The organism is Halogranum rubrum (genome assembly GCF_900114455.1).
GTDB classification, from domain to species: domain Archaea; phylum Halobacteriota; class Halobacteria; order Halobacteriales; family Haloferacaceae; genus Halogranum; species Halogranum rubrum.
In genome coordinates this window covers 70,794-91,425 of the sequence record NZ_FOTC01000007.1, presented here as the reverse complement: position 1 = coordinate 91,425, position 20,632 = coordinate 70,794, and the positions used below count along the sequence as shown (strand labels likewise).

25 protein-coding genes and 1 pseudogene are annotated in these 20,632 nt (G+C 64.0%); 12 read left to right on the top strand and 14 right to left on the bottom strand.

From position 1 onward, the window contains the following. Window positions 1-27: 27 nt before the first annotated feature. Window positions 28-855, bottom strand: a complete 828-nt coding sequence (locus BM083_RS19560) for an enoyl-CoA hydratase/isomerase family protein (RefSeq protein ID WP_089871828.1) — start codon at window positions 853-855, stop codon at window positions 28-30. Next, window positions 852-1,736 carry a 3-hydroxyacyl-CoA dehydrogenase family protein gene (locus tag BM083_RS19555; RefSeq protein WP_089871826.1) on the bottom strand — a complete coding sequence of 295 codons (885 nt, stop codon included), beginning with the start codon at window positions 1,734-1,736 and terminating at the stop codon, window positions 852-854. The genes BM083_RS19560 and BM083_RS19555 overlap by 4 nt, the downstream gene beginning before the upstream one ends. Window positions 1,737-1,828: 92 nt before the next feature. Here BM083_RS19555 and BM083_RS19550 point away from each other — a divergent pair, with 92 nt between their 5' ends. Further along, window positions 1,829-2,197: a hypothetical protein gene (locus BM083_RS19550; RefSeq protein ID WP_089871824.1), complete on the top strand. Its 369-nt coding sequence runs from the start codon at window positions 1,829-1,831 to the stop codon at window positions 2,195-2,197. Window positions 2,198-2,356: 159 nt separating this feature from the next. Beyond that, a complete protein-coding gene (locus tag BM083_RS19545; RefSeq protein ID WP_089871822.1) occupies window positions 2,357-2,761 on the top strand; it encodes a methylated-DNA--[protein]-cysteine S-methyltransferase in 405 nt (134 codons plus the stop codon). Between the two features lie 5 nt (window positions 2,762-2,766). On the opposite strand, the gene BM083_RS19540 is transcribed toward BM083_RS19545, so the two are convergent. From BM083_RS19540 to BM083_RS19525, 4 genes and pseudogenes are all read right to left on the bottom strand, one after another. Then, window positions 2,767-4,200, bottom strand: coding sequence for a zinc ribbon domain-containing protein (locus tag BM083_RS19540; RefSeq protein ID WP_089871819.1), 1,434 nt, complete (start codon window positions 4,198-4,200; stop codon window positions 2,767-2,769). After that, entirely contained in the window at window positions 4,197-5,429 is a 1,233-nt protein-coding gene (locus BM083_RS19535) for a thiolase domain-containing protein (RefSeq protein ID WP_089871817.1), read from the bottom strand. Before BM083_RS19535 ends, BM083_RS19540 begins: the two co-directional genes overlap by 4 nt. A 131-nt stretch (window positions 5,430-5,560) precedes the next feature. Then, window positions 5,561-5,908, bottom strand: a pseudogene (locus BM083_RS19530) (hypothetical protein); the annotation flags it as partial. 81 nt (window positions 5,909-5,989) lie between these two features. Next, the gene (locus tag BM083_RS19525) at window positions 5,990-6,823 is read right to left on the bottom strand and encodes a hypothetical protein (RefSeq protein ID WP_089871815.1); all 834 of its coding nucleotides are present in this window, start codon (window positions 6,821-6,823) and stop codon (window positions 5,990-5,992) included. Window positions 6,824-6,934: 111 nt separating this feature from the next. Between BM083_RS19525 and BM083_RS19520 the strand changes: the two genes are divergently transcribed. Next, window positions 6,935-7,129: a cold-shock protein gene (locus tag BM083_RS19520; protein ID WP_009365432.1), complete on the top strand. Its 195-nt coding sequence runs from the start codon at window positions 6,935-6,937 to the stop codon at window positions 7,127-7,129. 78 nt (window positions 7,130-7,207) lie between these two features. Here the strand turns inward: BM083_RS19520 and BM083_RS19515 are convergent, their stop codons facing one another. Continuing rightward, complete coding sequence (locus BM083_RS19515; protein ID WP_089871973.1) at window positions 7,208-7,672, bottom strand: DUF8009 family protein; 465 nt, start codon at window positions 7,670-7,672, stop codon at window positions 7,208-7,210. Window positions 7,673-8,077: 405 nt separating this feature from the next. Between BM083_RS19515 and BM083_RS19510 the strand changes: the two genes are divergently transcribed. Next, entirely contained in the window at window positions 8,078-8,548 is a 471-nt protein-coding gene (locus BM083_RS19510; protein WP_009365434.1) for a MaoC/PaaZ C-terminal domain-containing protein, read from the top strand. A gap of 10 nt (window positions 8,549-8,558) precedes the next feature. On the opposite strand, the gene BM083_RS19505 is transcribed toward BM083_RS19510, so the two are convergent. Both BM083_RS19505 and BM083_RS19500 read right to left on the bottom strand, forming a co-directional pair. Next, window positions 8,559-10,040, bottom strand: coding sequence for a fluoroquinolone export ABC transporter permease subunit (locus BM083_RS19505; RefSeq protein WP_089871813.1), 1,482 nt, complete (start codon window positions 10,038-10,040; stop codon window positions 8,559-8,561). After that, window positions 10,037-10,966 (bottom strand): ABC transporter ATP-binding protein, encoded by a 930-nt coding sequence (locus BM083_RS19500; RefSeq protein WP_089871811.1) that lies wholly within the window; start codon window positions 10,964-10,966, stop codon window positions 10,037-10,039. The genes BM083_RS19505 and BM083_RS19500 overlap by 4 nt, the downstream gene beginning before the upstream one ends. Window positions 10,967-11,096: 130 nt before the next feature. Here BM083_RS19500 and BM083_RS19495 point away from each other — a divergent pair, with 130 nt between their 5' ends. From BM083_RS19495 to BM083_RS19485, 3 genes are all read left to right on the top strand, one after another. Then, a complete protein-coding gene (locus BM083_RS19495; protein ID WP_177197712.1) occupies window positions 11,097-11,696 on the top strand; it encodes a TetR/AcrR family transcriptional regulator in 600 nt (199 codons plus the stop codon). A 70-nt stretch (window positions 11,697-11,766) separates the two neighbouring features. After that, window positions 11,767-12,648, top strand: coding sequence for an amidohydrolase family protein (locus BM083_RS19490; RefSeq protein WP_089871809.1), 882 nt, complete (start codon window positions 11,767-11,769; stop codon window positions 12,646-12,648). A gap of 6 nt (window positions 12,649-12,654) precedes the next feature. Next, complete coding sequence (locus tag BM083_RS19485; RefSeq protein ID WP_089871969.1) at window positions 12,655-13,545, top strand: PhzF family phenazine biosynthesis protein; 891 nt, start codon at window positions 12,655-12,657, stop codon at window positions 13,543-13,545. Window positions 13,546-13,548: 3 nt separating this feature from the next. Here BM083_RS19485 and BM083_RS19480 read toward each other — a convergent pair whose 3' ends face one another. Beyond that, window positions 13,549-14,310 (bottom strand): enoyl-CoA hydratase/isomerase family protein, encoded by a 762-nt coding sequence (locus tag BM083_RS19480; protein ID WP_089871807.1) that lies wholly within the window; start codon window positions 14,308-14,310, stop codon window positions 13,549-13,551. A gap of 262 nt (window positions 14,311-14,572) precedes the next feature. Continuing rightward, window positions 14,573-15,220: a helix-turn-helix domain-containing protein gene (locus BM083_RS19475; RefSeq protein ID WP_089871805.1), complete on the bottom strand. Its 648-nt coding sequence runs from the start codon at window positions 15,218-15,220 to the stop codon at window positions 14,573-14,575. A gap of 94 nt (window positions 15,221-15,314) precedes the next feature. Here BM083_RS19475 and paaA point away from each other — a divergent pair, with 94 nt between their 5' ends. From paaA to paaE, 5 genes are read left to right on the top strand one after another with little or no spacing between them, the layout of a single operon-like run. Further along, window positions 15,315-16,259: a 1,2-phenylacetyl-CoA epoxidase subunit PaaA gene (gene paaA / locus BM083_RS19470; protein ID WP_009365443.1), complete on the top strand. Its 945-nt coding sequence runs from the start codon at window positions 15,315-15,317 to the stop codon at window positions 16,257-16,259. A gap of 9 nt (window positions 16,260-16,268) precedes the next feature. Beyond that, entirely contained in the window at window positions 16,269-16,610 is a 342-nt protein-coding gene (paaB, locus tag BM083_RS19465; RefSeq protein ID WP_089871803.1) for a 1,2-phenylacetyl-CoA epoxidase subunit PaaB, read from the top strand. Further along, window positions 16,607-17,419 (top strand): 1,2-phenylacetyl-CoA epoxidase subunit PaaC, encoded by an 813-nt coding sequence (gene paaC, locus BM083_RS19460; protein ID WP_089871801.1) that lies wholly within the window; start codon window positions 16,607-16,609, stop codon window positions 17,417-17,419. Before paaB ends, paaC begins: the two co-directional genes overlap by 4 nt. Before the next feature lie 2 nt (window positions 17,420-17,421). After that, window positions 17,422-17,832, top strand: a complete 411-nt coding sequence (gene paaD / locus BM083_RS19455; protein WP_177197711.1) for a 1,2-phenylacetyl-CoA epoxidase subunit PaaD — start codon at window positions 17,422-17,424, stop codon at window positions 17,830-17,832. A gap of 2 nt (window positions 17,833-17,834) precedes the next feature. After that, complete coding sequence (gene paaE, locus BM083_RS23530) at window positions 17,835-18,005, top strand: 1,2-phenylacetyl-CoA epoxidase subunit PaaE (RefSeq protein ID WP_009365447.1); 171 nt, start codon at window positions 17,835-17,837, stop codon at window positions 18,003-18,005. Between the two features lie 21 nt (window positions 18,006-18,026). On the opposite strand, the gene BM083_RS19450 is transcribed toward paaE, so the two are convergent. From BM083_RS19450 to BM083_RS19440, 3 genes are all read right to left on the bottom strand, one after another. After that, the gene (locus tag BM083_RS19450; RefSeq protein ID WP_089871797.1) at window positions 18,027-18,521 is read right to left on the bottom strand and encodes a hypothetical protein; all 495 of its coding nucleotides are present in this window, start codon (window positions 18,519-18,521) and stop codon (window positions 18,027-18,029) included. Window positions 18,522-18,820: 299 nt separating this feature from the next. Next, window positions 18,821-20,047 (bottom strand): tryptophan synthase subunit beta, encoded by a 1,227-nt coding sequence (gene trpB, locus BM083_RS19445; RefSeq protein ID WP_089871795.1) that lies wholly within the window; start codon window positions 20,045-20,047, stop codon window positions 18,821-18,823. Between the two features lie 82 nt (window positions 20,048-20,129). Further along, window positions 20,130-20,456, bottom strand: a complete 327-nt coding sequence (locus BM083_RS19440; RefSeq protein ID WP_089871792.1) for a DUF8106 domain-containing protein — start codon at window positions 20,454-20,456, stop codon at window positions 20,130-20,132. Window positions 20,457-20,632: the final 176 nt, after the last annotated feature.

Sequence of the window (20,632 nt, the reverse complement as noted above, 5' to 3'; positions counted from 1 at the left end):
CCATCTGAAAAACCTACGCGCTCTACGCTATCGCCCGCGCCACTCGGGGTCGCGGTCCTCGAAGAACGCGTCGATGCCCTCGTCTTTGTCCTCGGTCGCGAAGAGACCGACGAACAGTTCCTTCTCGTAGTCGAGTCCGGCGTCGAGGTCCAGCCGTGACGCCGCCTTCACGGCCTCCTTCGCGCGCTGCAGTGCGAGCGGGCTCTTCGAGGCCATTTTCCCGGCCAGTTCGTCCACTCGCTCGTCCAGTTCTCCCGGCGACACGGCCTCTTCGACCAGGCCGATGTCGGCCGCCTCCGTCGCGTCGATTAACTCGCCCGAGAGCACGAGGCGCATCGCCTGCCCCGGGCCGACGAGTCTGGTCAACCGCTGGGTGCCGCCGCCCCCGGGGATGATGCCGAGGTTTATCTCGGGTTGCCCGAGTTTGGCGTCCTCGCGAGCGATGCGTACGTCGCAGGCCTGTGCGAGTTCACAGCCACCGCCGAGGGCGTGACCGTTCACCCGTGCGATAACCGGTTTCGGACAGTCGGCGACGGCCTCGTACACTCGCGGGCGCTCGCTGGCCTCGCGCTGTTCGACGACGCCGCGTTCGCGGAGTTCTCTCACGTCGGCCCCGGCGACGAACGCCTTCGCCTCGTCGGCCCCGGTGAGGACGACCACTCGAACCGCGTCGTCGTCGGCGACGGCGTCGAAGATTGCCTTCAGTTCCTCGCGAATCTGGCCGTTCAGCGCGTTTCGCGCGTCCGGCCGGTCGATGGTGACGGTGGCGACGTATTCGGCGCGCTCACCCACCTCGGCGCGGACGAGACCACAGTCGGCGGCGACGTTGAGGACGCCCGTCGTGTCGTCGGTCATTCGTCGTCACCCTCTCCAGAGACGCCGACTATCTCGCCGTCTTCCCACACGTAGAACCCCTCGCCCGACTTCTTACCCAGTTTGCCTGCCCGGACCTTCTTCCGCAGAATCGTCGGCGGGCGGAACCGCTCGCCCAGTTCCTCTCGGAGATGTTCGAGGATACCCAGTCGGACGTCGAGGCCGACGACGTCACCGAGTTCGATGGGACCCATCGGGTGGTTGTAGCCGAGTTCCATCGACGCGTCGATGTCGCGGGCGCTGGCGACGCCCTCTTGGACCATCCGCATCGCTTCGACGCCGAGTGCGACGCCGAGTCGCGAACTCGCGAATCCGGGCGAGTCCTCGACGACGACGGCCGTCTTCCCGACTCCTTCGACGAACTCCTCGGCGAACTTCCGGGTCGACTCGCTCGTCTGTTCGGCGACGACGACTTCGACGAGCCCCATGATGTGAACCGGGTTGAAGAAGTGGAGACCGATTGCTCGCGTGGGGTCGTCGAGTGCGCTCGCGATGCCCGTCACCGAGATAGAGGAGGTGTTGCTGGCGACGACGCAGTCCGCGGAGACGTACTCTTCGGCCTCCGAGAGCACGTCCCGTTTCAACTCCTCGTTCTCCGGCACCGCCTCTACCACGAGGTCAGCGTCGGCGACGGCGGTTTCGAGGTCGGTCGTCCCGCTGAGACGCTCGAGCGTGGCGTCGCGCTCAGCCTCGGTTACTTTCCCTCGGTCGACGCCGCCCTGGAGGTTCTCTCGTACGTGGTCGAGACCCCGTTCGACGATGTCCTCGTCGATGTCGCGGAGCACGACGTCGTGGCCGCCCATCGCGCTGACCTGTGCGATGCCGTGGCCCATCGTCCCCGCACCAAGTACACAGACGTTCATGAGGAATCGCCACTCTCCGCCCGATTAAATCATTCTCTTCGGTCGACGCCGCGGGCCACAGTGTTATCCCCTTCTCGCTCTTTCCTCACTCCATGGGTGACACGAAGCGAGGGCGCGTCGAACAGGCACGAAACGAAGTCCGCCGTCAGTACCGCCGCGACATGGAGGAAGCCGTTAGCCGAGGTGACGAAGGCGAACCGGCCGACCTCGACACCGCGGAGGACGTCGATCTCGACTACGACGAGTCGGATGCGCCTCGCGAGTGCCACCGTCGCGGCTGTGAGGAGTCTGCGGCGTTTTCGGTCCTCGAACGGTACATCGAAGAGACCACCCAGAGTCCCGTCGAGGCCGTCGCACTCCTCTGTGCCGAACACACCGAAGAGGAAGGACCGACACGGCTGGAAGCCGCCTACGACGACTACGTGTTCCGTATCGAACCGCTCCCTGAGCGAGAGTCGTAGGACTCCACTTCCCGTCTCATTTCTTCTGCCACGTCGGTCGCTCGCGGCCCGATGCCACATTGTGACCACCGACTGACCGGGTGACTGATAACCTGCGAGTCGTCGGCGAACGTAGACGAAGCGGATGGTTACATATCCGCTCGTCTCGTAGCCACTTCCATGCGCTTCGAACTACTGGACTCGGAGATGAGCCTCGACGAGTCGCACCTCGATATCGACGAGGACACGCTCCGAGCACAACTCGCCGCCTACGGCCGCGGCGAGCGACGCGAGTTCGACGTCCCCGTCTCCTACCCAGAGGGACTCGTCGGCGACGTGATGCGACTCATGGCTGCCATCCCCTACGGCCAGACGCGAACCTACGGTGACCTCGCTGCCGAACTGGACTCCTCCGCACAGGCGGTCGGACAGGCCTGCGGAGCCAACCCCGTGCCCATCGTCGTCCCCTGCCATCGCGTCGTCGCCGCCGACGGACTCGGCGGCTTCTCCGCGGAAGGCGGCACCGACCTCAAGCGTCGGCTACTCGCACTGGAGAGCGGCGAGTCGCTCGCGCGGTTCGTCTAGTTTAGTTACTCGCCTACTAGCCGGACCTTCGTCCCGTACCGCGTCACACCCTCCTGCGTGTAGATGCGTCGAATCGTCGCCTCGACGGTGTCGCCCGCGGCGACTGCCTCGGGGGCGGTGTCGACGACTTGGACGGGCATACTCACTCGCTGGCCGTCACGCTCGAAAGCGACGATTGCCACCGCGAAGTCGCCACCCTGCGCACCGAACTGTGCGAACTCCGGCGGCGCGCCGCCCGGCGAGGTGGTCGTCACCGTCTCTACTTCCCCCCGCCGTGGCAACGCCACACGCTCGAATTCGCCGAGCGTGTGGCACGCTCGACAGGCACCTTCTGGTGGATACGTCAGTGCGTCACACTCGGGACACTGCCCGGCGACGAGTCGGTACCGAGCCTCACGGGTTCGTCGCCACGACGGCACCGAGACGGCTGCGCCGCCACCGGCGGGTGGGTCACCTGTGAGTTCACCCCGGAGTCGCAGATACTCGGCGTAGGTCACTTGCTCGCTCTCCGCCTCGGAGCGCTCGACTGCCGCCGAATCGCCGTCGAACAACAGCGCGTCCGCCCCGGAACCGCTCCCGTAGCCGACGGTCAGGATTCGCTCGTGACCAGTTTCGAGGGCCGTCGCCAGTGCGACGAGCGGACTCGCCGCGCCGAGGTCACCGAACTCGTGGACCGGCGTAACTGAAGCAATGGCGTCGGTGTCGACGCCGAGCACCTTCGTCGCTCGATACGGTAACTTTCCGTCCGGTGCGTGCAACGCGACGGTGTCCGGGTCGGCGTCTTCGCCGAGTTCCCCGACGGCCCCGCCGACGCACTCGACGAACGCCTGCCGGTCGTAGGCGCTCACGCCGAGGCCTTCGACTCGGTCGCTCCCGACTTCGCGGAAGCGTGTGCCCGGGTAGTCGACGGCGTACTCTGCGTGCTCGGCGAGTCTCGTTGCACCACCTTCCGTCAGCACGAACGCCGCCGCACCCGCACCAGCGGCGTGTCCCTCTGGACTGTCTGGTTCGCCGCGCGGGCAGTCCGCGGCGACGACGAGCGCCGGGAGTGCGCCCGTCCCGACAGCGGTGAGCAGTGCCTGCGTCCCCGCGCGTGTGCTCCCCGTCAGGAATCGTCGCGTCGCGTCGGCCGGAACGCCGAGGAACTCGCCGAGTCGCGGCGTCGGGTCCTCCTCGGCCAGCGGCGGCGTCGTCGTCCCGAACGCGAGACAGCGAATCTCTCTCGCTTCGACCTCAGTGGCGTTGAGTGCTCGGGTCGCCGCGTCGGCGGCCATCGTCAGACTGTCCTCGTCGGCGGCGGCGACGGCCTTCGACCGAACACCTGAAGCCCGAAACCGCCCCCACGCTTCGCGAATCTCGTCGGCGTCGATGCGGTACCGCGGGAGGTAGATACCTGCACCTACGATACCGACGCCGACAGACTGGCTCTCGCCGCTCATCTCACCACCTCCGTGTTCTCGTCGTCTGCCACTGGGTCGGCGTCCTCGCGCTCGAAGACGTGGACGACGGCCGCGCCGCCGCTGCCGCCGACGTTGTGCGTCAGACCGCGCTGTGGGTCGTCGAGTTGGCGCGCTCCCGCCTTCCCCGTCAACTGCTTGAACGCCTCGACGGCTTGGCCAGCACCGGTCGCGCCGATCGGGTGGCCCTTCGATTTGAGGCCGCCGGACGTGTTCACCGGCATCTCGCCGTCGATGGCTGTCGCACCGGACGTCGCGAGGGCACCCGCTTCACCGCGTTCACAGAAGCCGAGGTCCTCGTAGGCGAGCAGTTCGGCGATGGCGAAACAGTCGTGGACCTCTGCGAAGTCGAGATTCGCTGGACCGATTCCGGCCATCTCGTACGCCGCCTCGCCCGCCTGCTTCGACGCCGGAACCGACGTGTAGGAGTCGCGCTGAAAGAGGCCAACACGGTCGCTCGCGGCACCGACACCCGATATTTTGACCTTCTCGTCGAACGATTGGGCCACCGCTTCGCTGGCGACGAACACCGCCGCCGCGCCGTCGGAGGTCGGACAGCAGTGATACAGTGTGAGCGGGTCGGCGACGACGGGGCCGGACTCGGCGTCTTCGACGGTGCAGGTGAACCGGAGGTGTGCATCCGGGTTCTTCGCGCCGTTCGCGTGGTTCTTGACCGCGACGTGCGAGAGCGCCTCGCGGGAGACGTCGTGCTCGCGGAGGTAGGAATCGGCCATCTGGGCGTACACTCCCGAAAAAGTCGTCCCGGCCATCCGCTCCCACTCCGTCTCGCCGCTGACGCCGAGCCAGTACTTCGTCGCCTCGGTGGACATGTCGGTCATCACTTCGACGCCCCCCGCGAGAACGAGGTCAGCCATCCCGCTCTTGACGGCCATCACGGCCTGTCGGAGGGCGTACCCGGAGGCCGCACAGGCGTTCTCGACACGGGTACAGGGGACGCCGTGGAGGCCGACGTGTTCGGTGACTGCCGGGCCAGCGAGACCCAGTTGCCGCCCGCCGACGCCGAGGGTACCGACGAACGCCTCGTCGACGTCGCCGGGGTCGACACCGCCGGCGCTCTGCTCGGCGGATTCGTAGGCAGTTCGGAAGAGGGACCGATAGCTCTCGTCGGGGAAGGCACCGTAGGGAGACTGCCCTGCACCGACGAGATAGACGTCCGAGGCGGTGTCACCACCGCCGGTCGAAAGAGACATGTTCGGACGTTCCGGGTCGTTCGTGATATATCTCGTGGTCAGTCGGCCGACTCGGTGGTCCCCGTGGTCTCGCCCGAATCACTCGGGTCGGTCGACTCGGGTGACTCGGCCGACTCCGACGGCTTCTCACGCAGGTTCCGACGCTCGTTCTCGCGCTCGATGCGCCGTCCACTGTAGAGGTAGTACGCCAGGGCGACGAAAGGGAGTGTGAACGCCGCAGCGAACCAGAGGTGACGGGTGAACCCCCAGTCGAGTCCCTGCCGGCGGAGGCCCTTGATGTCGGCGTAGACGAGGCCAGCGAAGAAGATGTGCATGACGAGTACGACGGCGAACGTGGCGTCCCACCCGAACGGGAGGACGAGGAAGGCGAGGACGGCCCCGATAACCCAGATGACGGGAAGGATGTTCCGGTACAGCGACCGGACCCGTGGCCGGGTTCGGTTTCGCTCGACCTGTTTCCCACGTCGGTAACTGTCCATATACGACACCAACAGTCGTCTCCTCAAAAGCCGTTCGACGCTCGCCTGCCAGGAGAGACTCGTGAGAGACCCGACGCCGACTCACACGCGTTCGAGGAGTGCAGTCCCCGTCGCGAGCGCCGCCCCGAACAGGAAGCCGACGCCGTGGGCGAACACGTTCGTCAAGCGCCCGTCGACGACGAGCGTCGTCGGGAACAACCCGTAGACGAGCACGGCGACGAGTGCGACGAGCGAGGCGACGAACAACGCGTCGACGGTCACCTGCCGCCGCGAGCGCTCTGTCGGCACGGTTCCGCGACGTCGTTCGAGACGGATGCCCATCACCGCCGTCGTGAGGCCGAGTACGGCGACACCAGCAGCGAGCAGCGAGAGCGTCCCCGTGTAGATGAGCGTCACCTCCGCGAGCAAGAAGAGGAGCGTCGCTTCGGTGACGTACACCGCGACGGGGCGTCCGTAGTCGTCTGCGACGAGGACGACGACGGTGACGAGCAGAAAGCCGCCGAAGCCGGCGACGACCCCCGAGAACCCTCGGTTGACTGGCTCCATCCACGGGAACCACGTCGCCAGTGCGAGGTAGTTCGCGAGGTTCACGAGCACCGGCAGCGCGACGAGGAGGAGTGCCGTCGTCAGCCAGAACCACCGTTCGCGGTCGAGTTGGCGGCAGAGGAGGTAGGTGACCGACGCGACGACGACGTAGCCGACGAGGTTCCCGAAGAGGTGGGCGTCGTCGACGTGAACGTAGGCGGCCGTGAGAAGCGAGAGCAACGTCGGTCCGTCGTGGTCGAACGCGAGTCGAGTCTGTAGCGATGCGGGGAGAAACGCGTGGATACCGACGAGGAGGGCGGCGACACCGAGTAACACGCCGATACCGACACCGGCGCTGGCTCGCTTTCCGCCTCCTCTCCACGACGTCATAGCGGTGAGTACGACCCCCGATGTATAACGTTCCGGGTCGTTCTGGTGTTTCGAACCGAACCCACAGGTATATAGGTTCTTCTGATAGAGTAGGTGGTGGAGTAATTGCGAATGGCAAAAGGTACTGTCGCTTTCTTCAACGACACAGGCGGATACGGATTCATCGAGACTGAGGACGCAGACGAGGACGTGTTCTTCCACATGGAAGACGTCGGCGGCCCAGACCTCGAAGAAGGGCAGGAAGTCGAGTTCGATATCGAGCAGGCCGACAAGGGCCCGCGCGCAACGAACCTTCAGCGGCTGTAAGGCCGGACCCTGTAGCATCGGCACTAGACGGACTTTTCACGTTTTTCACCCCGACGAGCAGTCGCTATCGCTCTCCATCTACCCGAGTCGCTTCACCAGTATCTCGTGTGGCCCTGCCTCCGTGTCGACAGTGACGCTGTCGACGAACGCATCGCGGACGGCAGTTCGCCACGATTCGACGGCCTCCGTGTACGCTGACCGGTGCGTCTCGACGTCGTACTCGCCGCGTTCGCGGAGTCGGTCTTCGACCTCGTCGACGTCGGGATAGGGTGGAGCGTCGGCAGCGAGAAACCGCTCGGGTGCGAGGTGAATCGGGTCGGCGTCGACGTTTCCCTCGTAGTCACCGTAGTCGCCCTCGCCACCCTCGCGGTGGATTCGGGCACGCATCCGGCCGTAGAACGGCGGGGTGATACGGAGGACGAGTCGAGGCCGTCCCCGTTCGGCCGCCTCGACGGCCGCCACCACGTCGTCGACCGTCACGGCGACCGACCGAATCACGCTCGGGTCTGGACCGCCGACGTCGTCTCCTCGTTCGTCACTCATCGCTCTGTCTCGCCGTAGGAACCACGTCGATAAGACCACTCCGGACTCGCCTACCTCGCCTACCTTCTCGAACCCGTCGACTTCTCGCACTCTCTGGACGCTCTCGAAGCTCTCAGGCGCCTCTCACGACTCGGAAGACTCGAACACGCTACGCTCTGGAGAGACTGCCGAGGCGTCGGAGATTCGTTCAGCCGTTCGCCCGCGTCGGTTTGAGTCCCCCACCGCAGTCGGGGCAACACGACCGATAGGCCATCGAGCTCACGCGGGTGTTACACTCTTGACACATGAACGGGCGCCGTTCTAACATCGTGCCGGTGTTTGGCACGACGTGTGTTAAATGTTACCGCCACTGTGTGACCTCTACAAAGGACATAATTTTTTACCATCGTTACGGGAAGGGAGGACATGGCCTACAGTTACGAGCCACACTACTTCGAAGATTTCACCGTCGGGACGGAGTTCGAGAGCGTCGGTCGGACCGTCACCGAAGCGGATTTCGTCATGCACTCTGCGCTCTCGGGTGACTGGACCGAACTCCACACGAACAAGGAGTACGCCGAGGACACGCAGTTCGGCCAGCGCATCGCCCACGGCCCGATGACGTTCGTGCAGGCGACGGGGTTCGTCTACCGCTCTGGCATCGTCGAGCGCACGGCCATCGCCTTCCTCGGGATGAACTACATGGACCTCCCGGCCCCCGTCTTCGTCGGCGACACCATCACACAGGAGATGGTCGTCACCGAGCAGAAAGAGTTGAGTAGCCGTGACGACGCCGGACTCGTCGTCATCGACTGCACGACGACGAAACAAGACGGGACTGTCGTCCTCGAAGGCGACATGAAGTTCCTCGTCAAGACCCGCGCGGCCGACGAATAGTCTACTCTCGCTACGGCCGAATCTTTCGCACGAACGCACCGACGACGACGGCGTGAGCCACGACTCCTACCACGAGGTGGAGCGCGACTGTCGTCGCCGATGCGCCACCGAGACCGAGAACGAACGCTCGGAGCGGCCAGAACGGTGGGAGAACGCCCGCGAGATAGACCCACGGCGTCGAGACGACGGCGATGGCGACGAGCGGCACCATCACCGTCACTCCCATGAACTTGCTCACCGCGATGCCTTCGACCGAGTTACTGGCGAACGTCGCGAGCAGGAGCGCCGACCCGAACGCCCACAGCGACCCGACGAGCGAGACGGAGACGAGAAGCGTGAGCGGAACAGACACGAGGCCGACGAGCGGGGCGACGACGAGCATCAGGAGGAACGAGACGGCCGTCACCGAGATGCCGCGATAGAGGAGGTAGCCACGTCCGGACAGCGGCGTCGTCCAGAGGGCCGCAAAGACGTTCTGCTCGCGCTCTTCGAGCATCAAGAACCCGGTGACGAAGCCGAGAACCACCGGCGAGATGAACAGAAACATCGCGACGACGAGCGGGTAGTAGGGGACGATGTCGAACGTGGGTCCGAGGAGCGTCGCCAGAGACGGCGTGAGGAAGCGTCCGACGACGGCGTAGAGCAGCGGAACGGTGGCGATGAACGCCAGAAGCGGGTCGCGGAACCAGTTTTTCAGGTCTGCGAGTGCGAGCGTCGCGACGGGGCCGAACTCTCGGCCAGCGCCCACCGTCGAACTGCGCGGGACGGCCGTCCGCGACGTAGCACTGGACTGCCCACGGACGATGTGACGCTGGAACGCTCGTCGGGCGAACGCGGCGGCGACGACAGTCGTGACACTGAGGTAGCCGACACCGTACGCCAGTTGCCACGTCGGTACTGGCTCGAACGCCGCACCGATGAGAACGAGCGAGGCCTGTGTCGGAATCAGGTAGAACAGCGGACTCTCGACCAGTCCGAAGTAGTCCAGAAACGGCAGTCCCGTGGGGAACAGGTAGACGAGCGACGTCATGAAGTAGGCGTTGAGCGTGTCGAAGCGAGCGACGGCGACGAAGCCGACGAAGACGAAGAGCAACGAGGTGAGCACGACACCCGCGAGGAACGGTGCGAGTGCGAACTCGATGCCAACGGTGAGGAGGACGATGGCCAGACTGGCGACGACGGCCAAGAACGTGAGTGAGAGTGCTTTCGAGAGCAGATACTCGTCGCCGCGGAGCGGCGAGGTTGTGAACGCTTCGAGGACGCCCTCGCGCTTCTCGAAGAGGACGAGGGCGGCGATGAAGTAGAACCCGAGGAACGCCGGGTCGCCGAAGACGACGAGCGTCAGCGCCGTCGGCGTGAGTTCGGGGCTGAGTTGCCACAGACCGAGAACGTAGATAGCGACGAGGACGGCGTAGACCGCGTAGAAGCCGTACCGTATCTGCAACTGGACGTCCCAGCGGAGCATTGACGAGAGACGACTCGTCGCCGTCATCGTAGTTCCTCGCCGGTGACACGCAAGAAGACGTCTTCCAGCGTCGCCTCCTCGGTGTGAATCGTCTCGACGGTTCCGGAGGCCAGCAGGTCGTCGAACGCGGCGTCGTCTGCGAGACCGTCTAACGCGAACTCTGCCGTCTCGACCGCTCCGTTTCGGCGAACTTCGACACGAACCCGTCGGCGTCCGTGGCGCACTTTCAACGCCTTCGGCGTGTCGACGACGGGCAACTCGCCGTCTATCATGAACGCCACGCGGTCACAGAGTTGGTCGGCGACGCTCATGTCGTGGGTGGTGACGAACACCGTCGTCCCCGCGTCGCGCAACTCGCGGACGATGTCCTTCACGTTCCGGGCGTTCCCCGGGTCCAACCCGTTCGTCGGTTCGTCGAGAAACAGTAGGTCGGGGTCGTTCAGGAGCGACCGCGCGAGGTTCAGTCGCATCCGCATCCCTTTCGAGTACGCTCTTACCGGTTGGTCGGCGGCGTCCGAGAGGCCGACGAGCGCGAGCAGTTCCTTCGGGTCACGAGTCTCGCCACCGTAGAGCGAGGCGAAGAGCGCGAGGTTCTCGTGTCCCGTCAGTTTGAGGTAGTGGTTCGGTGCCTCCGCCGAGATGCCGATGCGCTCGTAGTAGTCGCCGCCGTGGTCGGCGACTTCGGTTCCAAACACTGTCACAGACCCTTCGTACCCGTCGAGGAGGCCGACGAGAATCTTCTGTGTCGTACTCTTTCCGGCACCACTCGGCCCGAGGAAGCCGAATATCTCGCCCTCCGCGACGTCGAAGCTGATGTCTCGCACCGCGGGTTCGTCGCTACCGGGATACGTGTAGGTCAACCCGTCGACGCGAATCGCTGGGTCGGCGTGGGACGTTCTCGCCTCGGTGTCAGCGTCGACGGGGGACGTGTCGACGTGGTCCGTCTGACTCATACGTTCTCTCTCGGTGTGCGAACCTATGAATATATCGTATTTTCATTTTCGGTTGGTAGAGCGTCTGTGGCGACCGAACACGGCGAATGAATAGCGAAAAATTAAGCGTTCACCGATTCATGAGTGGTGTGTGAGAGGGTTCACCGACGACGAACGCGACCGGATTCGAGATGGCTTGGTAGAGACGGGTCAGGAGCTGTTCACCCAGTACGGCTTGAAGAAGACGACTATCGCCGAACTCACCGAGCCAGTCGGTATCGCGCCGAGCACGTTCTACCAGTTCTTCGACTCCAAGGAGGAGTTGTACGCGGAGATTCTAGAGCGCGAGAGCGAGGAGATAGTCGGCCCCATCATGGCGAACTCCTTCGAGTCGACGGACGACCCCGAGGAGGCGATTCGTCAGTTCTTGCGACTCCTCCTCGACGAAATCGAGTCGAATCCGCTGTTGCGACACGTGCTCGTCGACGGGACGGCACACGAGTACGTCGCCCGCGGTACCGAAGCCGAGAAGCGAGCGGAGCGAGAGGACGAACTGGCACAGATTCTCCCGTACGTCGAACGCTGGCAGGAGCAGGGAAAAATCGGCGACACGGACCCGACAGTCGTCGCGAGCGTCATCCGCGCGGCGGTGTTCATCACACTGCATCAGGACGACATCGGCGAGGACCTCTATCCCGACACGCGCAACCTGCTGATCGACGCCGTCGCCGCCGGCCTCTCAGACCTGTAGAACTCACCCGCGAGCACTGTACTCGAAGCCGCTGCATACGTTTTTCTCGTCACCAACCCTTTCCGGTCGTATGCCACGAATACCCATCCTCGAAGCCGAGGACGAACCTCGCGCCATCGACACTCACGCCCATCAACCGACCGCGGAGTTCCTGAGGGACGCGGGCGGTGAGATGATGCAAGACGCCGCGAAGAAGTTCGGCACCGACATCTACACGTGGGACTACGACGCGATGCTCGAAGAGTACCACGACGCCGGTATCGGGCGTGCGGTCATGCTCGGGTGGGACGCCGAGACCAACACTGGTAACCCACCGGTTCCGAACGACTACGTCGCCGAAGTCCGCGACGACTACTCGGATTTCCTCATCGGGTTCGGAGGCATCGACCCGCTGAAAGACGACTGTATCGAGGAGGCCCAACGCTGCGTCGAGGACCTCGACCTCTCGGGGTTCAAGTTCCAACAGATTGCCCAAGGGTTCGACCCAAGTGCTCCCGAACACGACGAACTCTGGAGCACTATCGAGGACCTCGGCGTCCCCGTCGTCTTCCACGGCGGCAACTCGACGCTCGGCGCGGGCAGTCCGGGCGGCCGGGGATTGAAGATCAAGTACGGAAATCCGATGCTCATCGACGACGTCGCCGCCGAGCATCCGGACCTCCAGATACTCATCGCCCATCCCGCCTTCCCGTGGGAGAAACAGCAACTCGCCATCTGCCAGCAGAAAGGGAACGTCTACATGGACCTCTCGGGGTGGCTTCCCAAATATATCGACGAGCAAGTGCTCCACTACGCCGGAACGGTCTTGAAGGACAAGGTGATGTTCGGGACGGACTACCCGATGATTCGCCCCGAGAAGTGGCTCGACCAGTTCGAGGAGTACACCGACTTCTCCGACGAGGTCGAGCGAAAGATTCTCTGGGAGAACGCGGAGACGTTCTTCGGGTTGTGAGTGACGATGAGTAGTCACCGAAACCGAATGCACGTCGTCGACGTGTTCGCCGAGGAGAAGTACGCGGGTAACCAACTCGCCGTCGTCCACGACGCCGCCGACCTCTCGACCGAGGAGATGCAAGCGATTATCCGCGAGACCAACTTCTCGGAGGCGACGTTCATCGAGTCAGTAGAGCCACGTGACGGCGGCTACGACGTTCGGATCTTCGACCCCGCCGAGGAGATTCCGTTCGCGGGTCACCCGACGCTCGGTACGGCGGCCGTGATTCGAGAGTTCGTCTGTGAGGACCGACCGGACGAACTGACGCTCAACCTCGGCGTCGGGCAGATTCCGGTGTGGGTCGAGGAGGACGCAGTCGACGAACAGTACTGGATGCGTCAGATTCCGCCGACGTTCGAAGACGAACTCGACCACGAAACCGCCGCTCGCGTGCTCGGACTCGACGCGAGAGACGTCGACGAAGATTTCCCCATCCAGTTCGTCTCGACCGGTCTGCCGACGCTCGTCGTTCCACTCGACTCGCTCGACGCCGCCGAACGCGCGTCGACGAATCACGGCCCGTACGAGAGAGACATCGTCGACCCCTACGGCAACGTAAACATCCTCGTATTCACGACCGAGGCGGTCGACGATACCGACCTGCACGTCCGCGTGTTCTCCGACTCCGCAGGCGTGCCCGAAGACCCGGCAACAGGGTCGTCGAACGGTTGTCTCGCCGCGTACCTCGTCGAACACGAGTACTTCGGCTCACGCGACATCGACGTACAGGTCGAACAGGGCTACGAGATGGGCCGACCGTCGCGGCTTCACCTGCGAGCGACGAAGGAAAACGGCGACGTCGACGTCCGCGTCGGCGGGCGCGTCGTCCCCGTCTTCGAAGGCCACCTACTCTAGCTCTCAGAACTCCGGCTCACGTTTCTCCAAGAAGGCGCTCACGCCCTCCTCGTGTTCGGGTGTGTCGTAGGCACGCGCCTGCAGCATCGCTTCGCGGTCGAGGGCGTCTTCCCACCCGCGTCCGGCGTTGCCGTGGATGCCCTCTTTGATGAGACCGATGGTCTGAGTCGGTCGCTTCTTCAGCGTCTCGACGAGTTCGGCGACGGCGCCGTCGAGTTCTTCGGCGCTCACCGTTCGGTTCACGATTCCCATCTCGGCCGCCTCCGCGGCGTCGACAAGACGCCCCGTGATGGCGAGGTCTTTCGCCGTCCGGAGACCCAAGAGTTGCGGCATGAGGAACGTACCCCCGGTGTCGGGCACGAGGCCGACTTTGACGAACCCCGCGCCGAAGCGCGCGGAGTCGACGGTGATGGCGAAGTCCGAGACGAGCACGACGGCCATCCCGGCGCCGACGGCGTCGCCGTTGACCTTCGCGACGATGGGTACCGGTGACTCGATGGCTGCCTCGGCGACGCGGCCGAACGTCGTCGTCATCACCTCGTAGGACTCTTGGGCGTTCCAGTCGCGGTCAGCCATCATCTGGATGTCGCCGCCGGCGGAGAACGCTTTCCCCTCTCCCGTGACGATACAGGCGTCGTGTTCGTCGGCGTCGAGCGATTCGAAGGCGTCGGCGAGGTCCGCGGCGATGTCCGTCGTCATCGCGTTCATCGCTTCCGGTCGGTCGAACGTCACCTGTCGAACGCCGTCCTCGTCAGAGATGCGCATGCAAGGGCATCGTCGGGGGTGGTTGTAAAGTCGCCCCTGTCGGTCAGATGTCAGACGAAATCTAGAGAAAGGAAACCGTTTTCTTTCACCCGGGTCTCAACTGAGTTGCTCGTCGACATCCAGTTCGCCGGACGAAGCGGCGAGTTCCGTCTCAGGCAAGACGTGACCCGTGTGGTTTCGTGGCGAACGCTGACGCGCCGCCACGCGTCAGCGGACCACTTACCGCCGAAGCGACACTTCTGTTGTAAACTCACACTCGTCGTTAGCCGAACACTTGCGTCATGAGACCCGACTGTCCGCGTCGCAACCGTTCCAGAAACGCCGACTTGCTGATTCCTAACTCGCTGGCAACCTCGCTCGCCGTCGCCTCTCGCGGCACCGAGAAGTAGCCCATCGAGAGCGCCGTCCGAATCGCGTCTTCCTGCGCCGGTGTGACGTCCCACCGACCCGTCGTCGACGTCTCTCCCTCTGGACCCAGTGGGTAGACCCGTTCGAGGGTGACGCCGACTGTCGCACCTGCGGCTTCGAGGACGCCGCGGAGGACGTCGTTGCCGACGACGGCACCGGTGTATCGCTCCTCGCCGTTGCGGTACGTGAGCGACTCGGCCATGAACCCGGCGTCGGTCAACTCGTGGACGACACAGGGCTGTTTCGAGAGACATCGATACTCGTCGCGGGCGGTTCGCTCGCTCCCGGATGAGCGATGGAGGTAGCGAATCCGATTATCCGAATCGAGCACCGACGCGAGTTCGTCGCTCGCGGGCGCACCGAACCGCAGGAGCGCGTTCCCGTCGTCACGAAGTTGTGGTGGTTGGCACTCGATGGTCAACCCGGCCGCCGCCGACGCCTCCGCGAGCGGGCAGTCGTCGCCGGTGACGCGGAACTCCACGACGAGACACTCGTCTATCATCGGTCACTCACGAGCGTCTGGAGGCTGTCAGAATATATAAATCCAGTCTATAGACGGGCCAATTCGTATGTGGTCGGATTTATAATTATCGTACATGGACCTCGACACCGTCAAGGAGCGTGCTGGCCCGCGCCAGTTCAGCCCCAAAGACGACATGCCACAGGAGTACCGCGAGGCGGCGACGCGGATGATCCAGTTCCACGCGAACTCCGAGGTGATGGGTGGCTACCTCGAAAAGCCGTTCATTCGGCAAGCGCCGAGTTTGGACCGAAAGCTCGCGTTCTCCGCGAAGGTGCAGGACGAAATCGGCCACGCGCAGTTGCTCTACCGCGCCGCCGAATCGCTGGGCGTGAAGACCCGCGACGAGATGCTCGACGAGTTGGCCGAGGGGAAGGGGAAGTTCCTCAACTGCTTCCACTACCCAATGAAGACGTGGTACGAAGTGCCGATGATCGGTTTCTTCGTCGACGGCGCGGCCATGCGGCGGCAGGCGACGCTGAAGAGCACGTCGTGGGAACCCTACGCGCACGCGATGGACAAGGTCTGTTTCGAGGAGGGGTTCCACGTCAAACACGGCGAGGACATGCTCCGCGAACTGATGACGTCCTCGAAGGCCAACCAAGAGCGCACGCAGGAAGCGTTCGAAGAGTGGTGGCCCCGCGTCATCCAGTTCTTCGGCCCCGTCAACTCCCAGAGTACCCACCACGGGTTCGCGGCCGAAGTCGGCCTCAAGACCAAGAGCAACGACGAACTCCGACAGGCGTTCCTCAACACGTACATCCCGAAGGCCGAACGCTACGGCCTGGAGATTCCGGACACGCCGGAGATTATCTATCACGAGGACGAGGGCCGCTACGAAGTCGTCGAGGAGGACCTCGACTGGGACCAGTTCTGGACCATCGCGAAGAACGACTACGACGGCAGCTACGAGCAGATTGGTTCCCGCGCCGACCGCCAGGAGGCGGTCGAGTGGGTCCGCGAACAGATGGACAGCTACGAGACCGCACACTCGGGAACCGCCCCACAGGCGGCCGACTAACTTAGAACCATGATTTGGGAAGTCTTCAGACAAGAGAAACCGGGCGGCTACCACCGACACGTGGGGAACGTCCACGCACCGGACCGCGAGATGGCCAAACTGTTCGCGCAGATTCAACACGGTCGGCGGATGCAGACGCACAGTATCTGGGTCGCTCCGCAGGACGAGATTTCCGAAGTCGACGACGAAGACACCTCGTTCGGCGGCACGACCGACAAAGCGTACCGCTGGGCGATGACGTACAACCGCGTCGACGCCAGCGGCATCCAGGAAGTCGTCGAGTCCGAAGCCGAACAGCGCGCCGCCGCGAAGAAACGCGAAGCGGCCAAGAAAGAGGAGGCTGACTCGTGAGCCTCGACGGCCCCCACTCCCTGACCCCCGACGAACGGGACGCAGTCGAGGAACTGCTCTTTCGGATGGCCGACGACGAGTACGTCGCCGCCGAGCGCTACATCGAGTGGCAGATATTCGCGCCGACGCTCGAATCCGACCTCGCACTCTCGAACATCGCACAGGACGAGTTCGGCCATGCACGCCTCTGGTACGACCTGTTGCAGGACATGGGTTACAGCGAGCAGGAGTGTATCTGGGAGCGCGACCCGGCGACGTGGACGCACTCGACGCTCGTCGAACAGCCCTTCGAGGAGGGCGATTGGGCGGACGCCATCCTCCGGAGCTACCTCTACGACACCGCCGAGAATCTCCGGATGGAGGCGCTCGTCGACTCGTCGTACCCACCTATCGCCGACCGCGTTGCGAAGGTGCTCGCCGAAGAGCGCTACCACCGCGAGCACGCCCAGAGTTGGCTCGAACGGCTCACGGGTGGTGAACACCACGAGAAGGTCCAGGCCGCCGTCGACCGCTTGTTCCCGTACGCGCTGACGCTGTTCGCCGCCGGGCCGAACGAGGACGCCATCGTCGAACTCGGTCTGCGAACCGAGAACCTCGACGACCTTCGCGAGGAGTGGCTCGAAATCGTCGTGCCGTTCCTCGAATCGCTCGACCTGACGGTGCCCGAACCGGACGAGGTGGCGTTACCCGAGGAGACCGGCCGCGACGCCAGCCACACCGACGCGTGGTTCGACCTCTACGAGGACTTCACGCACACCTACAACGAACTCGAACTCGAAGAGCCGATTCGGCTCCGGGGTGAGGGATGAGCATGGACTCCGGTGCGCCGCTCGGTTCCGACGCCTGCGCCTACACCGATTACACGCCGGGTGAGGCTCCTGAGGAGTTCCCGAAGACCGGCGAGGGCGCGACGGGCGTCGAAGCCGAGATTTGGGAGGCGCTGTACGAGGTACAGGACCCGGAGATGCCCGTCAGCGTCGTCGACTTGGGGCTCATCTACAACGTCGAGGTGGACGGGTCGAAGGCTATCGTCGAGATGACGCTGACCTACACCGGGTGCCCCGCGCGGGACATGATTCTCAACGACGTCCGGTGTGCGGCGATGACCGCCTCGGGTATCGACGACGCCGAGGTGAACCTCCGCTACAACCCGCCGTGGAACGTCAACATGGTCACTGAACAGGGCAAAGAACATTTGCGTGAGTTCGGCCTGAGTGTGTAACTATGAGACGCTCGTTCGACCCGTCGATTTCGACCAGCGGCGAGACGGAGGGTGCGGAGTGTCCCTACTGTGGCTCGACGGAGACGGTGCGGGAACACCCGAAAGGACCGGGTCTCTGCCGGTCGATGCACTACTGTAACGGCTGTGAACAGCCGTTCGAGAAGTTTGGGTAGGTCGTCGTCGGCCGAGAACCGTCAGAACTCGTGACCGTCGACGTGGTAGACGCGGTGGTTGGGGATTTGAATCGTCGATACGAGCGGGTCCCCGTCGTCACGATGGAGTGCGTAGACCGCAACCACCGTCCAGTAATCTCGCTCTGAGTCGTATTCCAGCGGTTCTACGAGCCACAGTTCGTCGTTACTGAGGGTTGTCTCTCCTTCGAACCGTTCGTAGGTGATGCTGATGTCGAGCGGTTGCTCTTCGGGAACGGTGAACTCGGGTGCTGTCCGGGTAGAGGAGGCGTGGTAGACTCGGTGGTCTGGCACAGTGACTGTCTCTGCCTCCGATGCTACCATACGGTCCCCCTGCGAGAGTGCCCGAGACGGGAACTGCCAGAATCCGTCGTTCCAGCCGAGTTCGTCGATTCCGACCCTCGTCTCGGAGGTGGCATCTTTGTAGAATCTGGCAACCCCCCACTTCCTGTCGGGGCCTTCGAAGAGGAGCGACGCTTCGTTGTCGGCTCTGTTCATCAGTTGACTGTTCGTGGTGAAAACGCAATAATGCTCGTCTGGGTTTCGAGAAGAGATAGAACTGAGAGCACTTCGAAAGCCCCGCCCGCGACAGCCTCAGTCCTCCCCCATTCCGGAAGAGTTCGTCTTCCGTCGTCCCGTTCGCGGTGCTCGCGGGACTCTCGGTGCTGGCACGAGAGCCAGCACCTCCCTCGCACAGGCGGCTTCCGGCGACGCAAGAGCCAGAGGCTCTTGCTGGTCTCCGCTCGATTCCCTCGCGGAGACACGTAGGCTGGAAAGCCGCGCGCCGTTTCGTCTTCTCACTCCGACTGGAGGAAAAACAGCTCTGCGGCCTGCTCCATGTCTTTGTCGCCACGACCGGAGAGGTTCACCACGATAGTCTCGTGTTCGCCCTCTTCGGCCAACTGCTTCGCCAGCGCGAGCCCGTGGCTCGACTCCAGGGCGGGGATGATGCCCTCTGTCTCGCTGAGCGTCCGGAACGCTTCCAGCGCCTCGTCGTCGGTGATGCCGCGGTACTCACACCGGCCGATAGCGCGAAACATCGCGTGCTCCGGGCCGACGCCGGGGTAGTCGAGTCCGGCGGAGACGGAGTGGACCTCTACGTCGTCGTCGATGACCCTCGTACGCATCCCGTGGATGACGTCGTCTCGTCCTTTGGTGAGGGGAGCGGCGTGGCGCTTGGAGTCTGCGCCCTCGCCGCCACCTTCGCCGCCGTAGAAGGCGACATCGTCGTCGCGGAAGGCGTGGAAGAGGCCGATGGCGTTCGACCCGCCGCCGACGCAGGCGACGGCGGCGTCCGGGAGCGAGCCAGTCTGCTCTCGAATCTGCTTTCTGGCTTCCTCGCCGATGACGGATTGGAACTCTCGGACCATCCACGGGAACGGGTCCGGGCCGACGGCGGACCCGACGAGGTAGTGGGTGTCTTCGACGTTGTGGGCGAAGTCTTCGAGGGCGGCGTCGACGGCGTCCGCGAGGCCCTTCCCACCGCGGGTGACCTCGTTGACCTCCGCGCCCATCAGCCGCATCCGAAAGACGTTCATCCGCTGGCGGTTCGCATCTTTCTTCCCCATGTAAATCTCGGTGTCGAGGTCGAACAGCGCGCCGACCATCGCCGTCGCCGTCCCGTGTTGGCCCGCGCCAGTTTCGGCGATGAGGCGCTCTTTCCCGGCTTTCTTCGCCAGCAGGGCTTGCCCGACGGCGTTGTTCATCTTGTGTGCGCCGCCGTGCAACAGGTCCTCGCGCTTGAGAAAGATGTCCGCGCCGTACTCTTCCGAGAGGTTCGCGGCGTAGTAGAGCGGTGTCGGCCGTCCGGCGTACTGTTCGAGAATCTCGCGGAACTCGGCGTGGAACTCCGGCGTCTGGACGATTGTCTCGAACGCCTCGGTCAACTGGTCGAGCGGTTCTTCCATCACCTCGGGAACGTATCGGCCGCCGAAGCCGCCGAAGTCGCCGGAATCGTCGGATTCGTCGGACTTGCTGGACTCGACTGCATTACCGGAACGGTCGCTTGGTTCGTGGTCACTCATAGCACAACTGCTTTCGTTCGCTCACAAATGTGTTGCGGTGGTGACAGCGTTCGCTCCACTCTCGTGGTGTCGTGGCCTGTTCTCAGCGCTGGCTCTGTCTGACGAACTGGACCCACGCCGTCGTCCACGAGGACCAGACGCGTGCCCAGTTCTGGACGGCCTTCGGCGACGGGCCGAACGGTGTCGCCTGTGCCGTCGCAGGTGTGGGTCTCGGCGTCGAGTCGAACACGGGCCGCCGCTGAACCAGTTCGTGGCAGACAGGACAACGGTAGGTGAGTCCACCGCACGTCTCGCGAACCCGCCAATCGCCGTCGAACGGGCTGGTGTGTTCACACGACGGACAGAACAAGACCCCTTTCCGGTCTGGGGCGAGGGTCGTCTGCGGGGACTGTGACCCATAGTGAGTCATCACTCGTCGTCCGGTCTCGGGCGGGATAAGCCTCCTCCTTAGTGAGTTCAACGGAATTAATACCCTTGTGAACGCCCCGCATGTCCTTGCGGTTCGCGCCGGCGCACCTGTCGCTTCGGTTACCGGATATGCCGTACCCGTGAGGAGTCGAACGAGGCACGTTTAATCCGGGGGGC